At 63.4% G+C, this 16,339-nt stretch carries 11 protein-coding genes; 1 reads left to right on the top strand and 10 read right to left on the bottom strand.

The features are described from left to right. Window positions 1-751: 751 nt before the first annotated feature. The 10 genes from IEX85_RS06505 to peaA all read right to left on the bottom strand — a co-directional run bounded on the left by IEX85_RS06505 (window position 752) and on the right by peaA (window position 14,199). Window positions 752-1,312, bottom strand: coding sequence for a dimethylamine monooxygenase subunit DmmA family protein (locus IEX85_RS06505; protein ID WP_188859659.1), 561 nt, complete (start codon window positions 1,310-1,312; stop codon window positions 752-754). Window positions 1,313-1,693: 381 nt separating this feature from the next. After that, a complete protein-coding gene (locus IEX85_RS06510) occupies window positions 1,694-3,109 on the bottom strand; it encodes an aldehyde dehydrogenase family protein (RefSeq protein ID WP_188859660.1) in 1,416 nt (471 codons plus the stop codon). A gap of 54 nt (window positions 3,110-3,163) precedes the next feature. Further along, window positions 3,164-4,510: an alginate export family protein gene (locus IEX85_RS06515; protein WP_188859662.1), complete on the bottom strand. Its 1,347-nt coding sequence runs from the start codon at window positions 4,508-4,510 to the stop codon at window positions 3,164-3,166. 172 nt (window positions 4,511-4,682) lie between these two features. Then, complete coding sequence (gene qhpE / locus IEX85_RS06520) at window positions 4,683-5,369, bottom strand: subtilisin-like serine protease QhpE (protein WP_188859664.1); 687 nt, start codon at window positions 5,367-5,369, stop codon at window positions 4,683-4,685. Continuing rightward, entirely contained in the window at window positions 5,362-7,092 is a 1,731-nt protein-coding gene (locus tag IEX85_RS06525; RefSeq protein ID WP_188859666.1) for an ABC transporter ATP-binding protein, read from the bottom strand. The genes qhpE and IEX85_RS06525 overlap by 8 nt, the downstream gene beginning before the upstream one ends. A gap of 168 nt (window positions 7,093-7,260) precedes the next feature. After that, window positions 7,261-9,195: a sigma-54-dependent Fis family transcriptional regulator gene (locus tag IEX85_RS06530; protein ID WP_188859667.1), complete on the bottom strand. Its 1,935-nt coding sequence runs from the start codon at window positions 9,193-9,195 to the stop codon at window positions 7,261-7,263. A gap of 428 nt (window positions 9,196-9,623) precedes the next feature. Continuing rightward, on the bottom strand, window positions 9,624-10,745 hold the full coding sequence (gene peaD / locus IEX85_RS06535; protein WP_188859669.1) for a quinohemoprotein amine dehydrogenase subunit beta: 1,122 nt from the start codon (window positions 10,743-10,745) through the stop codon (window positions 9,624-9,626). Window positions 10,746-10,768: 23 nt separating this feature from the next. Continuing rightward, on the bottom strand, window positions 10,769-11,092 hold the full coding sequence (gene qhpC, locus IEX85_RS06540) for a quinohemoprotein amine dehydrogenase subunit gamma (protein WP_188859671.1): 324 nt from the start codon (window positions 11,090-11,092) through the stop codon (window positions 10,769-10,771). 28 nt (window positions 11,093-11,120) lie between these two features. Next, window positions 11,121-12,551 carry a quinohemoprotein amine dehydrogenase maturation protein gene (peaB, locus tag IEX85_RS06545; protein WP_188859672.1) on the bottom strand — a complete coding sequence of 477 codons (1,431 nt, stop codon included), beginning with the start codon at window positions 12,549-12,551 and terminating at the stop codon, window positions 11,121-11,123. 58 nt (window positions 12,552-12,609) lie between these two features. Next, window positions 12,610-14,199, bottom strand: coding sequence for a quinohemoprotein amine dehydrogenase subunit alpha (gene peaA / locus IEX85_RS06550; protein WP_188859674.1), 1,590 nt, complete (start codon window positions 14,197-14,199; stop codon window positions 12,610-12,612). 434 nt (window positions 14,200-14,633) lie between these two features. Here peaA and IEX85_RS06555 point away from each other — a divergent pair, with 434 nt between their 5' ends. Then, the gene (locus IEX85_RS06555; protein WP_188859676.1) at window positions 14,634-16,124 is read left to right on the top strand and encodes an aldehyde dehydrogenase family protein; all 1,491 of its coding nucleotides are present in this window, start codon (window positions 14,634-14,636) and stop codon (window positions 16,122-16,124) included. Window positions 16,125-16,339 lie beyond the last annotated feature (215 nt).

The following is a 16,339-nucleotide window of genomic DNA, read 5'->3' on the forward strand; positions in this document are numbered from 1 at the left end:
CCGGCCGTTTGCCGACCGACACGGTCTGAGCGGCGACTGACCAGGACAGCGCCCGGCCCCCGTCATTCCCGTGTGCCGAGTTGGCTCTGGCGAGCGCCGTGGATATCAGATTTCGGGGGCCTGGGATTCCATGGCCCGATGTGGAGATAACCGGCATGACCACTCCTCCATCGCGCAGCCTTTGGCTGCTGATCTTGATGGATATTCGAATGGGTACCGCCTGGTTGTATCGCTTCCGCAGATCACGAATACAACGCACCCAACCCGGGCATTGCCCTGCAAGACATACGACCACGCAATAAAAACGACGAATGCCTGACCGGTCAAGATCCGGACAGGCTGCTATCGACGCTCAACATGTCGCCTTATAGCAACACTTACTTTTGGAAATGTTCCCAATTAGAGACGAATAAAAATGGCGACACTTAATTACGCTGTGAGTTCTACCCTCATTAATCAGAGTAGATTGATCTATCCCGATCGCAATAGGAAAAATTCTTAAGTTATTATTCCAGTTTAACGAAACGTATTTAATTTAAAGACTTAGGCATTTGCCTGGATACAAGATTTAAAAAATTCACGATCCGACGAAACAACATGCTGGCGGAGGCTGCTCGTGATCGTTACAGAAGCGCGCGCAGGTGTTCGCCACGACGCCAACCACACACCGACCGCCGTGGTGCTGATACAACTCAGGGTTCAGTCAGTGCAACACTTCGAGCCGGCGCATTGGCCGGAGCAGCGGCCGCCCTCAATCGCCCCGCCCCGGCGCTCCAGCCTCCGCTACCGCGGGCCTGGCTGTTACGCCGACGTAGGCTCCCAGATACGGCGAATAGCGCTCCCTCACCCTCAACGACCGCTTGCAGTTGCGACAGACGACGCCCTGATGGCGGTGGTATTCGGCGCTGGTGTAGCAGTGCGTGCAGAACACGCGATACAGCGCCGACTGCGGCGTATAGATACGTATCTGGGTGTCACTGAACCCCAGCGTGCGCGCCTGGTTCTGCACATCCTCCCGGAAACTCTGACTGCCGGCGACGTATATGGCCGTGTCCAGAGGTGCCTGCAGCAGCACCGCACAGATCTCGGCCGCGGCCTGTCCTTCGCTGCAATAACAGGCGGACTCGATGCCGGCATCGCTCCCCTGCCCGACCACCAGTACGGAACGGTTGGCCGAGGCGGCTTTTGCAATCAGGGTACTGAGCGCCCGCAGCCCTCCCCCCTCACAGATAAAAAGATGATACTGCGCCTGCGGTTGCAGGTCCGCAGAAGTCTGGGACGGTCCCTGGTCGATAGCGGTTGCGGCTTGCATGGTGCTCTCCCCGATAACCAGGGCCAAAGCGTTACTGCGCTCTCTGCCCACTCCCAGCCCTGGTCGATTATTATGCTGGCGTTGTCTTCACCAGCTTTGTCTTTTCATGGGCAACCTCAGTGATGCCATAGCAAAGCAATGCATCAAGTGGGCCAAAAGTGTTAAACATCTGTTTTGGGGAGCTTTCGTTAATTGCCAGGCCCCGGGTGGGACCGATATCGGTGCGCCCGTACGATGCCGTGCGCGATCAGGTGGCGAACTGGCCGCGTCGCTAGACCCAACCGAAAAATTAAAAAAGGGCCCTAGGGGCCCGAAAAGTCACTGGACGGGAAGCCCGAAGGCGTCCCGTCCTGGGGTGATGAATAACCGTCAGCTCTGCGCTCAACCCTTGCTGATGTTGATCAGCTGGTTCTGGGTGTATTCGAGCAGGCCGTCGAGACCGAACTCGGTGCCGATACCGGACATCTTGCAGCCGCCGAACGGGCAGTGCGGCAGCACCTCCGCGTGGTTGTTGATCCAGGCGGTACCGCTTTCCAGACGTGCGGCCACGGCTTTGGCCTTGTCGATATCGGTGCCCCAGACCGAGCCACCGAGACCGTTGGGGTTGTCGTTGGCGCGGCGGATGGCATCTTCCACATCGCTGTAGCGGATCACCGGCAGGGCCGGGCCGAACTGCTCTTCGTCGACCAGACGGGTACCGTCGGTGATATCGGCCACGATGGTCGGCGGGTAGAAGTAACCCCGGTCCCCGAGGCGCTCGCCACCGGTGACGACGCGGGCGCCGTTCTGACGCGCATCCTCCACCAGTTCCGATACCAGCTGGAACTGCTCTGCGTTCTGTACCGGACCGAAGGTGACACCCTCTTCCATACCGGATCCGACTTTCTGCGCCCGCGCCAATTCCGCCAGTTTCTCAACCAGGGCATCGTACTGGGAGTCATGCACGTAGAGACGCTTCAGCGCCGCGCAGGTCTGTCCCATGTTGATGAAAGCGCTCTGGAAGAGACGCGGCGCCAGCTTGCCGATATCGGCGTCCGGCAGCACGATGCCGGCGTCGTTGCCGCCCAGCTCCAGGGTCAGGCGCTTCAGGTTGTCTGCAGCGTTGCGCATGATGGTCTGGCCGGTCGGCGTGGAACCGGTGAAGACGATCTTGCGAATGCCCTCGTGCCGTACCATGCTGCTGCCGATACCGCCCTCGCCGGTGACGATATTGATCACGCCGGCCGGCAGCACTTCGTTCATCAGCTCGACCATGCGCAGCGTGTTGAAGGGCGTCATCGACGACGGCTTCACCACCACGGTATTGCCGGTACGGATCGCCGGCATGACGTGCCAGATCGCGATCATCAGCGGCCAGTTCCACGGCGTAATCGAGCCGACGACACCCAGCGGCTTGCGATGCAGTTCGGCGCGGCGCACGTCACTGTCCTCGATCACCTCGACCGGGATCTCGAGCGACGCGGTGTAGCGGGTCCAGGCGACGGCGCCACCGACCTCGAAGCGCGCCACGTCCAGCGGCTTGCCCTGCTCCAGGGTAATGATTTCGGCCAGCTCCTCGGCGTGCGCCTCGAACTTGTCTGCGATCGCGTTAAGCGCCGCGACACGCTCCTCGTCGGAGCTGTGCTGCCAGGTTTTGAAGGCTTCCCCGGCGGTCTTTACGGCCAGGTCCACCTGCTCGGGAGATGCGAAGGGGCATTCGGCAAGCGTTTCCTCGGTGGCGGGATTCAGCACCTTGAAGGTGCCGCGGTCACCGGCCAGGCTCTGGCCGCCGATGATAAGGGAGAACTGGTCTTTCATTTATGAACTCCTGTTGTCAGGACTCTGGCAATGTAATGGGTCGGCGCAGCCGCATCAGAACGGCACGATGGCAATCAGCTGCGCATAGGTATTAGTATCGTCGCTGCCCAGCTGGGTGCCTCCGTCGGCAGCACTGTTGTCCGGTGTGTAGAAGCCGACCAGCGGACTCAGTATAAGATGTTCCGAGACCACCCATTCGGCGTACAGGTCCCATTCCTGACCATCGAGCGCGCCACTGCCTGCGGCGGTGTCGCTGAAATCGAAGAACAGCGCGCCAATCGACAGCGTCTCGGACGGGCTGGCCTTGATGCCGACGTGCTGCACGGTCGCGTCGCTGTTGAACGGGCCGGCGTAGTTGGCCGCCACCTCACCCTGGAACCAGGTGCCGTAGCCGCGATTGAAGCCGAAGAACAGCGGGTCGAAGCCCTCGTCGAAATCGGCATAGCGGTAGTTCAGGCTCGGTGACCAGGGCAGGTCCGCAAACGTCCAGCCGGCTTCGAGATACCAGGCATCGGCATCGGGACGGCTATCATCGCCCTGCTGCTGGTCGACATACTCGCCGGACAGAAACAGGTTTTCGACGCCGGCGTTGCCCTGGTAGCGCAGGCTCAGGGTCTCCTGACCGTCGCGATGGGTCAGACCCAGCGCATCGGCGTACTTGTCGTCGACATCCAAGCCTTCAATATAGGTCAGGCCGAAGGTACCGGCGACAGCGACATGCTCGACGTTGATGCCGGCCAGTTCCATATCGGCCTGGGCAGGGTTGTCGGACTCGATCCAGAACAGATCCGCACGCAGCCCATCGCTGCCGCCGACACGCGCCACTGCGGTGCGATCGAACGCCTTGCGCGCCGCCAGCCAGTAGGCGCCGCCGCGGTCGAAATCGTAGCCACCGCCGTTGAGCGCATCGCCCAGGTTCAGCGAGTCGCCGTTGATCAGAAAGCCGTCACCGATGCTGAAGTTCTGGCGGCCAAACGAGAATTCCAGACCGTTTTCACCCAGGGCCGGCAGCAGGCTGCCGGAACGCCAGCCCAGGTAGGCATCTTCGAGGTCGGTTTCGCTTTCATCGCCGGACGTGAAACCACCGGCGTCGCCGTCGCCCCAGGTGCCGGACGACAGCAGGTTGAGCCCGCCGAACAGCGACGAGCCCGACGCCAGTGCCTGCGAACCCGAAACCCCGTACTTGATGTAGGCCTCCTGCCAGTCGGCACCACCGCGATCATCGTCGTAGAGGTAATTCTCTTCGCTGCTGAAAATACCGGCCACGGCCTCGATATCGAGATTCAGTTCGCCGCCGTTTTCCGAGTAAAGGTTGTAGGCCGCCGCAGGCCCGGCCAGGGACAGGGTGATCGCGGCAGCAAGGAGGCGACGGGCGTGAGGAATCAACTTGTTGTTCTTCATGAGGTCTCAGTGCATCGGTTCGCAGGCGTGCCTGCGAAAGGTTTATCGATGCCCCAAGCCTAAAGCGCCGCTGTAAACCAGTTACGCGACCGATGTGCTGATTTGTGGCGACTTTGTAACGGGATGTAACGACAGCGTTCGGACCACGGGATTTCGGCGCGGCAGCAGCGGCTCAGCGCCGCCGCTCGGGACCGCGATACGCGGCACGGTCGATCAGCCACTGGCGGGCATTGCCGACGCCGGGCCGGCCACCTTCGGTCAGGTAGCGGGCCAGAAGACCACTGAGGTGGGCGCACCCCATGCTGGCACCGGACGCGCCGAGGCGTCCGTCAAGCGGTCGCACATGACCGCCGAAGTCGGCGAACTCGGTCTCGAGGTGAGACACCTCGTCGCGGTCGCAGCGGGCGTCGCCGGTCATGCGAAAGACGCCAGGATAGGCGGATGGATACACCGGGTCTCCCCGTGCGGGACTCGCCGCGCACAGCAGTACGCCCGCCTTCAGCGCACGCTCGCAGGCGTCGCGCAGCTGCGGCCTGTCCTGGCGCAACCCGAGACTGAGGTTGATTACGGCGACCTGCTGCTCGACCAGCCAGTCGATCGCGGCTGCGACCTGTGCGGTGGTGGTGGAAAAGCGTTCACCGAACACCTGCGCCACGACCAGGCGTGCGTCCGGAGCCTGGGCCCGGATGATATCGGCGATGGCGCTGCCGTGCCCGAGGGCATCGGCGGCCGCCTCGCCCTGCCACAGCTGCCCTTCTTCGATCACGAACGCCGCCTGATCATCGGCCCAGGGCAACTGATCGGCGCGACAGCCACTGTCGACGATGCCGATCCGTACCTCGGTGCGGGCTTCAGCCATCGACCGCCTCGCCGCTGACTTCCGTCAGTCTGCCGTCGGCCATCAGCAGCGTACGATCGGCGCCGGCCAGGGTGCTGCGCCGGTGGCTGATCAGAATCCGGGTACGGCCACCGAACAGGCGGTCGACCGCGCCGATGACCTCGGCCTCGGTCGCCTCGTCCACCGCCGAGGTCGCCTCGTCCAGCACCAGTACCGCCGGCTGCTGCAGCAACGCACGGGCGATGGCGATACGCTGGCGCTGACCGCCGGAAAGCTGCTGACCACGTTCACCCATCAGGGTATCGATCCCCTGCGGCAGTCTTTCGATCATATCGCCAAGACGCGCCTGTCGCGCCGCTTCCAGCACCTGCTCATCGCTGGCCCCGGGCGCCGCGTAGCGAATGTTGTCCGCCAGGGTTCCGCGAAACAGCGTGATCTCCTGACTCACCACCGCCACGGCGCGGCGCAGGTCCGACAGGTGCAGGCGCCGCAGATCGATGCCGTCGAGACGGATGCTGCCGCTGCCCGGATCGAAATGGCGCTGCAGCAGGTCGATCAGCGTCGACTTGCCAACGCCCGAAGCCCCGCTGAGGGCTACCTTCTGGCCCGCCTCGATGCGGCAGTTCACCGCTTCGAACACCGGGGCGTCGCGCCCCGGGTAGGCGAACGACAGGTCGCTGAACTCGAGATCGCCGCGCAGTCTCTCCGGCAGCTCCAGTGGCACACCGGCCGAATCCACGGTTACCGGCGCCTGACGCAGTTCGCTGACGCGGCCAAGGCTCACGCTCATGCGCTGGATGGCGACGTAGAGGCCGAGCAGGCTGTTGACCGGGCCTGTCGCCATACCCAGGTAAGTGGAAAAGGCGATCAGCGAACCGAGCTGCCACTGACCGTTGATCACCCACCAGCCACCGATCAGAAAGGCCGCGGCGCGGGTCATCGACGTCAGCGTGCCGGGAATCGCATGGGTGAAAAACTCGGTGACCTGCAGTTTCAGCAGGTCGCCGAGATAGTTGTCGCTGTGGTGATCGAGGCGGTCACGCTCCCGTCCCTCCTGCCCCACCGACTGGATGAATTTCATCGCCGGCAGGGTTTCGACCAGAAAGCTGGAGACGTCCGCCGAGCGCTCCCTGAGCCGCCGCGCGCGGTGCTCCACCTTGCGCCGCATCCAGCGCAGCCAGAGAATCTCCAGCGGAATCAGCACCAGCACCAGCAGAGAAAGCTGCGGCGACAGCGTCAGCAGCATGAACAGGGCGCCGACCAGCCCGATCACGCTGCTCACCGCCGAAAACAGGCTGTCGACGGCGAAGCGCTGGATCTCGGCGACATCGCCGTCGATACGCGACAGCAGGTCGCCGATACGGCGCTGACCGAAGAAGGCCGGGGACAGTTTCTGCAAATGGGCGTAGAGGTCGCCGCGCAGCGCGAACAGGATCTTGCCCGACAGCCGGGTATGCAGATAACGGTTCACGCCGCCGAGCGCGGTGCCGAGCACCCCGACCAGTATCATCGTCAGAGCCATCGTCACCAGCATGCCGTAGTCGCGGGCCAGCAGCCCATCGTCGATCAGCAGTTTGGTCAGCCAGGGCTGCAGCAGCACCAGTAACGAGCCCAGCAGCGACAGCGCCAGGAGCCCGCCGATAGCACGCCGCTGGGGGCGCACGAAGCCGTAGAGCCACTCGAAGCCCCTCTTCAACTGCTCACGGTTGCCGGCGTGGATCGCACGCACCAGCCAGTCGATCATGCTCGATTCCGAATGTCGAATTGACGGTATCCGCCGCTCAGCGCAGGATCGGCGAAACGGGGAAACCGGGGTTCACAGGATGGGCGGGCCTGTCGCGACCCATTCCAAACCTGAAGCGGACGTTTTTTGTATCACGTTGGCGTGACGAGCGACAGTGCCCCGACTCGATCAGGCACCTTCGCCGCAGGATCCGGGCTGGTTTTCGAGCTGCCGGAGCTTGCGGTACAGGGTGGCGCGGCTGATGCCGAGCGCCGCGGCGGCGGCGGACACATTGCCGCGGTGCTGTTCGAGGGTGGCTCTGATCTGTTCGAGTTCAGCTTCACGCAGACTGCCGGTGTGGTTGCGCGCCGGCGTCAGCAGCTGTTCGAGAAAATCGTCGGTGAGGTGGTCGCTGCCGATGCTGCGCTCGCCGGGCTCGAGCAGCGCAACGGCGGTTTTCAGCACCATTTCCAGCTGGCGGATATTGCCCGGCCAGTCGTAGGACTCGAACAGCCGCAGCACCTCGGCGTCGAGCTCCACGCCATCGGCGCCGAGGCCCGCCAGCAGCTGCGCGGCCAGCGCCGCCAGGTCCTGACGCTCACGCAGCGACAGCAACCGCACGGCGACGCCATTGAGGCGGTAGAACAGGTCCTCGCGAAAGTCACCGGCCTTCACGCGCTGCCGCAGATCGTGATGGGTCGCGCAGATCAGTGCGATATCCAGCGCCACTTCCTCGCCGCCACCGAGTGGCGCCACCACCCGCTCCTGCAACACCCGCAGCAAGCGCGCCTGCAGCGCCAGCGGCATATCGCCGATCTCGTCGAGAAACAGGGTACCGCCATTGGCCTGCTGGAAGCGTCCGACCATGCCACCCTTGCGCGAGCCGGTGAAGGCGCCCTCGCGATAACCGAACAGCTCCGACTCGATCAGGCCTTCCGGAATCGCCGCGCAGTTGACCGCGATGAAGGGCTTGCCGGCGCGGTCGCTGGCATCGTGCAGCGCACGGGCCACCACTTCCTTGCCGGTACCGGTTTCGCCGTTGAGCAGCACCGGTACGTCCGCCGCCAGCGCCCGCGCGCCGATGCGCAGGGACCGCGCCAGACGCTCGTCGCCGCCGGCCAGGCGGCCAAGGTCGGGACAGGGCGGGCGCGCCGGACGTCCGGATCGCGCCGCCGGCACCCGCAGGCCCGGCAGGCTGCGCGGGAACTGCAGCAGTTCGCAGAACAGCTCGCCCCGGCGGGTATGGATGCTGCCGCACCCGTCTTTCAGGCGCAGCGACAGCAGGGTTTCGATCTTTTCGCCCAGCACCTCCTCGACATTGTTGCCGACAACCGACTCGCGGCGCCGCCCCAGCAGCTGGCAGGCCTGCTCGTTCAGGGCCAGCACCCGGCCATCGAGGCCGAGCGCCATCAAACCGTGCCAGACCGAGCCCAGGTACTGCTGCCGGCTGTGGAACGCCAGCACCACCTGGTCCGGGAAGCGATGGGCAAACATGCGGTTTTCGATGCCATGGGCTGCAAGCTGGATTATCCCCAGGCTGTCGCCGGGCTGCACCAGCGGCCCCTCGCGGGTCATGTCGAGCACGCCGATCACACCGCCGTCGGCATCGAAAATCGGCGCCGAGGTGCAGGAAAAACGGGTGACGGGATCGAGAAAATGCTCGGTACAGTTGACCAGCGTCGGACGGGCATCGACGATGGCGGTGCCAAGGGCGTTGGTGCCGCGTGCCTGTTCGCTCCAGCAGGCGCCGGGAATCAGTCCGTAGCGGGAACGCATCGACTTGTCGCGGCAGCCCTCGGTCCCGAGAATGACGGCGTCGGAGTTGGCCAGCACCACCAGACCACTGTCGCCGACCTGACGCGCCAGCTGCTCCATTTCCGGAGCGGCGTGGTGAATCAGGTCGCGGTGTCGATCGAGCAGATCGCGGGTGCCGGCCACCCGGGCACCGGCATCGAAGGCATCGCGCACACTGAGCCCGGCGCAGAGACTGCGGCGCCAGGACGCCTCGATCTCGTCGCGCAGCACCCCCTCGGGGATTTCGCCGCAGGAGCGCAGGCTCTCGCGGGCGCGGCGCACGCTGTTAAGCGGATCGCTTTCGAGTGCCGGATGAAGATTCGGTCGCATCTTGATGCCTCGTCATCGTTGTAATCCCGGCAGAGCGCACAACGGACACTCCATTATTAGGGATAACGCTTATTGTTATCTTCCGAATCTAACACAAGGGAGCCTGCGAACAAGTCCCATTTGGTCTCTACGGGCTCTGAAGCGTGCAGATGCACGGCGCAGTGTGCAGGGAATACCCTAAAGGGCACTTTGGCCGTAGTCCTTTTCAAGCACTGCAACACAGCAGATGCATGCTTCAGAGCCCGCCCTTCGGGGCTTGCAGCGCGAACCGGACTCTTTGTTGCCGCTTCTCGACAGGCCACCAGCATGCCTTCGAAACGGCGCCGCGATTCCGGCCCGCGCTGCAAGCCAGAGCCTCATTGGGACTTGTTCGCAGGTTCCCCGGCCGCCCGGCACGCGAAACGTGCCGGGCGGCCTGAAGGTCGTGCTCAGCGCACGAAGATCTGCGAGGAGGTGATCGCCATATCGCCGCCAGGCAGTTCGATATTGCCGATTTTCTCCAGCGAATCGGCGTCGTAGATCGCCACGTCGTTGAAGGTCCCGGCGAGATAGACCTTGTCGCCGGCGCCGTTGATGGCGATGCAGTAGTAGGAGTGATCGAGCTCGGCGGCCTGAATCAGTTCCTGCTTCTCGACATCGTACTTGGTCAACCGGTTCAGCACGCCGAACATCAGGTTGGGGTCTTTCGGCGAGCGCGTACCGGTGAAGTAGACCTCGGTGATGGGCCCGAAATCACGGGTTTCGGTTTCGCCGGTATCCAGGTTGATATTCATGTAGCCCCACAGCCAGTCGGCGGTTTCGAGGTTCTGCGTCTCGTCCTGGAAACGGGCGGTGGTGTACATGAAGGTGAAATCCCGCGTCGCGGTCTGGATCGGCCAGACGCTCAGCACATCCGGCGGCGTATAGTTCGGTCGCTGCCAGTTGCGGCTCGGGATCGCCACTTCGCGCTCGCCGGTCTCGACGTTCATTTTGTAAACGTCCGGGCCGACCATGTAGAGCGAGCCGTCCGCGCCGGTCTGCATCACCGTCACCTGGCGCGGCGCCTCGAAGGTGCGCACCGGCTTGGCGTCGAGCCCGGCGGCGGTGTCGTACACGGCCAGCCGCGGCGGCTGTACGCGGTAGTGATCGCGGTGCAGTTCGGTCGGGTTCTGCACTGCATATAACTCCTTGCCATCCGGGCTGACGGCGAAGGAGAACAGCGTCTTGGTGCGCTCGTTCGGCGCCTGGGACATCTTCGCGTGGAACACCAGCTCGCAGCTGTCCAGATCGACGCCGTAGATATCCTCGTAGTGGTTGTTGAGGATATAGGCGGTATGCTTGTCCGGCGCCATCTGCAGCGTACCGGGGCCGAAAGCGTCCGGCAGCTGGCAGCTCTTGATCAGCGTATCGCTGTCCAGATCCAGCACGTGCACATTGTTGGGGTAATTGGTAACCGCCATGTACTCCTTGCCGGATTCCAGCGCCGCAGCCTGTACCGGCCCGCTGCCAAGTACGACCGCCGTCATCAGCAGCCCCAGGGGGGCGGCAAAAATCTTGTTCTGTGGTGTCATTGCCATCTCGCTCTGTGCTGTCGTTACTTGTCCTTGGGGAAGACGGTGCCGAGGTTGCGCCAGTCCGCTTCGGAGTTCATCGCATCCTTGTTCCAGTCCGGGTAGGTGTTCATCATGTCCGGCACCTGCGCCGGCCACCAGCAGGGGTCGGCGCAGCCGTACAGGTCGGACTCCATCGGCTGGCACAGCGAGGTGACCGAGCCGAAGGCGTCGATTTCCCAGCCCGGATCCGTGGTCGCGGTGCAGCCGGCCAGCGAGCTCATCGCCACCACCTCTTCGACACTGTCTTCCTGCACGGCGCCGTCCAGCAGCCGCGCCTTCTTGTTGATCGCTTTGAGATGTTTCATGGTCTGTCTCCGTGCACGCCCCGCCGCCTCAGTGGGCCTGGCGCGGTGTGATGTATTGGTCGATGAAGGCGGGGTTTTCGGCCATGATTCGGGTATATACCTCGATACCGAAATCGACCCAGTCCCGCATCAGATCGCAATAGTGATAGGTCGGATGCGCCGGATCGCCGTAGCGCGCGTAGCTCTCGTGATAGCAGCCGCCTGAACAGAGGTTGCGGATCCGGCAGTCGGCACAGCCGGTGTCGGTGCGATCCAGTCGCTGCGACAGGAAGTCGCCAAGCTGTTCGTGCTGCACGCCGCTGCGGACATCACCGAAGGTCGGCAACGAAGAACCGGTGAAGCGGTGGCAGAGATTCAGATCACCTTCGTGATCCACCGCCAGCATCTTGAGACCGGCGCCGCAGGGAAGCGCCTTTTTGTGGCCCTCGTGCAGATCGGTGATCAGCTGGTGCAGGTTGGAAAAACCGATATTACGGTGCTCCAGCGCAGCTTCGAGATAACGCCGCCCGAGCCGTTTCATGCCGGCGAACACCTCGACCAGCTCCTCGCCCGAGAGGTTGAAGCTGCTGATATCGCCGGAGGTCACCGGGGCGAAACCCACCTCGGCGAAGCCGACCTCGTTGAACAGGTGATCCCAGATCCGCTCGATATCGGTGACACCGGTGGTCAGGGTGACGCGCGCGCCTATCGGGCGGGCATGGTAACGCTCCAGCAGCCGGTCCACCTTGCGCCGGACCACGGCATAGGTGCCCTGCCCGCCGACCGTGATGCGGTTCTTGTCGTGAATCGCCTGGGGGCCGTCCATGCTGATCGACAGACCGAAGCGGTGGCGGTTGAGCCAGTCGACGATATCGTCGTTCAGCAGCGTGGCATTGGTGGTCATGATGAACTCGACCTGCTTGCCCAGCGCCGCGAAACGCTCCTCGCAGTAGGTCACGACCTCTTCGATCAGGCGCCGGTTGCTGAGCGGCTCGCCGCCGAAGAAGACGATGCTGTATCGCTTCTCGTTGGGCGACTCGCGCAGCAGCATCTCGACCGAGTCCTTCGCCGTCTCGAAGCTCATGCGCTTGCCCGCCGACGGGGTGTCGAGGTCTTCCTTGTAGCAGTAGGTGCAGCTGAGATTGCAGCCGGTGTTGACATTCAGTACCAGGGTCGTCAGCGGGAAGCTGTCGACCCGCCGGGTACCGATCTCGTCGGTCAGCGGGCTGCCGTCGCTGACCACCTCCAGCGCACGCAGTTCGTTCAGGGTGTCGCGGACATCCTCGAGCGGAAAGTCGCCGGCCATCTGGGCGACGAAATCCTCGATTGCGCGCCCACCGCTGCGCAGGCGGTCGATAATGGTGCCGCTCAGGGGATCCAGCGCGAACAGCGAGCTGCTGGGTATATGAAACAGCATCCGGTCGTCGCCGACCCGAACCTCATGCAGGTTCTTTTCTACAAGATTCAATTGTGCGCCCATGGGTGCATCCTCATCTTGTGGTTATCGTCAGTGCCAGAAATCCAAACCCGACTGCCGATCAGGGAATCGGCGGGTTGTTCCAGCGCTGCACGGTGACGATCATCTGACCGCTGCCGGACAGGGTGCGCTCGCCATCCGCGACCTCGGCGATCACCTTGAGGTTGCCGGCGTTGTTGGTGCTCATGCGGCGCTCCGGGTTGGGGCCGGCCGCGCCGGGGGTGAAGCGTCCGGTGGCCGCATCCATGGTGCCGGCGAAACGCACGTCCTCATCCTCGGCGGCGCGCTCGTCAAACGGCTCGACGCGCCAGGTGGCCGGCACCACGCCGATGCGATAGTCGTCCGCGGTGCCGGTTTCGCCGTCGGCGCCGGCCGACCAGGCTTCGGCATCGAACAGGCCGTACACCTTGGGCGTCGAACTGCCGTTGCCGCCGATGCGCGAAACGCTGTAGTCGGGCACCACGCGGACGCTGTCGATACGGTCGTAGAGACTCAGGGACTGGGTATCCGAATCACCGATGCGCACTTCGCGCACACCGCTGGCACCATCTGCGACCTTAACGCGGACGCGCATTTCGGTGGCGCTGCTCGCGAGCACCTCCTCCACTTCGACGCCGTCGCCGAAATCCGGCTGCCCCCCGAGCCCGGTACCGACCAGGGTCAGTTCGGCGCTTTCGCCGCTCTTGAGGAAGGACGGCTGCAGCGCCAGCAAAGCCTGCTCGCCGCTGTCGATACGCGCACCGGAGATATCGAAACCGACTTCGTCGTGCAGGGTTTCGAACATCCGGCCCTCGAGACGACCGCCGGCAAGCGCGAACACCTGCCGCATCGGAGTGCCGTCAATTTCGAGATCGCCGCGCCACTCGTAGCCGGTATAGACAATCGCCTGTCCCTTGCCGTTGATCGGGGTGCCGTCGGCATAGCGGCCTTCGAAGTTCAGGCTGTAGACATCCTTGCCCTGGGCTTCGACGCTCATCACGCCGCTCATCGAACCGCGTCCCGGCATATGCCCGGCCAAGCGCCACTGGCCGGCCGGCTGCGGTTTGTCGGCCAGCTGCCACTTCGTCCAGGCGTCGGTCTCAAGCGGCAGCTGCGCCGCCAGCTCCGGCACCATTTCGTTCAGTGCCAGCGGTAGCCAGTCGCGGTCGCGGGACAGTGCCTGATATTCGAGGGACGGCCACTGCCCGAGGTGGAAGTGGACCAGGTGTTCCCACTCCTCTGCCGGCCGGCGCTGCAACTCGACCCGCGCGCCGGAGTGACAACGGGCGCAGGTTTCGGTGAACTGCTGGGAATCGAAAGTCTCGAGAGTATTCAGGCGACGCTCGAGGGCGTAGCGGGAGCCTTCGGTTTCATCGGGGGCCAGTCCCTGGCGGTCCGCCAGGTACTTCACCACCGTACGGCGGTCTTCGTCGCTGATCTTGAGACCATGCATCACCTGCATACGGGCGATGGTCATCAGCCAGCCTTCCGGCGTCTTGCGCTGATTGTCGATTCGGGTGTATTGACCCTCTTTATCGCTGCTGTGGCAGGCGGCGCAGGTTTGCGCCATCACGGTTTCGGCGTCGCCCTGCGCCTGCGCATTGACCGAGGCTGCCAGCATCGCGACCGACAGCAGGCTCAGCGCATGGGGCAATCTTCTTCTTTTTAACATTGGACCTCCTTAGTACAACCGGGCTTGGCGGCGGCGGATCCCTGGAACAGATCCACGCGTCCGGGTTCTGACTCACCAAACCTACCCAGCACGCGCCGTGCCAAAGAGCAATATTCATTTTATTTCAATGATTTAGTAACAACAGGCAGGATTGAGCCTCTGTCACGCGGCAATACCAGTGTTCAATTGCGTGACAGCTGTCTGAGACTGATACAGTGAGGCTCCGTCAGGGCACCTGACAGCGGGCGAAATGGAGTGAATCAAATTCTTACAGTCGTCTCAGACTGAAACAGACACTGACCACCACAGCGGGCGCCATGGCAAAGAGGCTTCTCATATATCGTTTATTTTCAGACAGTTACGATAAATATGGAAGTTGGCATATCGATTGCGACAGTTCTGCTGCACTTTTAACAATCAGAGGTTTGAAGCCCATGAATCCGTTTACGCTACGGACCGACACCGCCGAGTTCATTGCCAAGGAACACCGCCTGCTTATCGGCGACGAGCGCCCCGAGGCCCGTGACGGCGAGCGCCTGAAAGTCTACAACCCCGCCACTGCTGAATTGCTGACCTCTGTCGCCTGTGCCGGCAAAGCCGATGTCGACCAGGCGGTGGCCTGTGCCCGCCGCACCTTCGATGACTCGGTATGGAGCCGCATGAAGCCGGTTGAGCGTGAACGCCTGCTGTGGCGCCTGGCCGACCTGGTCGAGGAACGCGCCGACATGCTGGCCGAACTGGAATGCCTCGACAACGGCAAGAGCGCCGGCGTCGCCCGGGCGGTCGATGTGCAGCTTGCTATCAACTTTCTGCGCTACATGGCCGGCTGGGCCACCAAGATCGAGGGCAGCAGTGTCGATGTCTCGGTACCCTTCATGCCCGACGCCCAGTTCCACGGCTACACCAAACGCGAGCCGATCGGCGTGGTCGGCGCCATCGTCGCCTGGAACTTCCCGTTGCTGCTGTCGGTGTGGAAACTGGCGCCGGCGCTGGCAACCGGCTGCACCGTCGTATTGAAGCCCGCCGAAGACACACCGCTGACCGCACTGGCGCTGGGTGAACTGGCGCTCGAAGCCGGCTATCCGCCAGGGGTTGTCAACGTGGTGACGGGTTACGGTCATAATGCCGGCGCTGCACTGTCCAGCCACCCCGACGTCGACAAGCTGACCTTCACCGGTTCCACCCCGGTCGGCAAGATGATCGGCAAGGCGGCAATGGACACCATGACCCGCGTGACCCTCGAGCTTGGCGGCAAGTCGCCGACCATCGTGCTCGACGACGCCGACCTTGGCGTCGCCGCTCAGGGGGCCGCCAACGCCATCTTCTTCAACCATGGCCAGGTCTGCTGCGCCGGTTCCCGCCTGTACGTCCAGCGCAAGCACTACGACAGTCTGGTCGCCGATATCACCTCGATTGCCGAAAAGATCACCCTGGGCAACGGCCTCGACCCCCAGGTGCAGATGGGACCGCTGGTCTCGGCGCGGCAGCAGGAGCGCGTGTTCGGCTACATCGAGCAGGGGCGCGAGGACGGCGCGATCATCACCACCGGCGGCGAAAAAGCCGGTCCCGGTTACTTCGTCAAGCCCACCGTGATAGCCGGCGTCGATCAGCACTCGCCGCTGGTTCAGGAAGAGATCTTCGGCCCGGTACTGGTCGCGATGCCGTTCGACACCCTCGATGACGTGGTGCGCCTGGCCAACGACAGTCCCTACGGTCTCGGCGCCAGCATCTGGTCCAACAACCTCTCCGCCGTGCACAAGCTGATTCCGAAGATCAAATCCGGCAGCGTCTGGGTCAACTGCCATACCGCGCTGGACCCGGCACTGCCGTTCGGCGGCTACAAGCAGTCCGGTCTCGGCCGTGAAATGGGTGCCGAAGTGATCCACCACTACACCGAAGTCAAATCGGTGCTGATCTCCATCTGATCGCCGCCTTCCCTCCCTGCGCGCAGCCTTCGCTGCGCGTCCTTTCCTTTTCCCGCTGATGCCAAACCCACCCTCCGGTTCGTGCTTTCGATGGGCGATGTGCCAGTTCGGAACCCGTAGGTTGGGTGCAGCCCGAAGGGCGTAACCCAACAAACGCCCTGCCAGCCGAAACCAATCGATCTGCACGACGATCGATATTGCGGGTTACGCGGTGC

This window comes from Marinobacterium nitratireducens (genome assembly GCF_014645375.1).
In the GTDB taxonomy this organism is placed as follows: Bacteria; Pseudomonadota; Gammaproteobacteria; order Pseudomonadales; family Balneatricaceae; genus Marinobacterium_A; species Marinobacterium_A nitratireducens.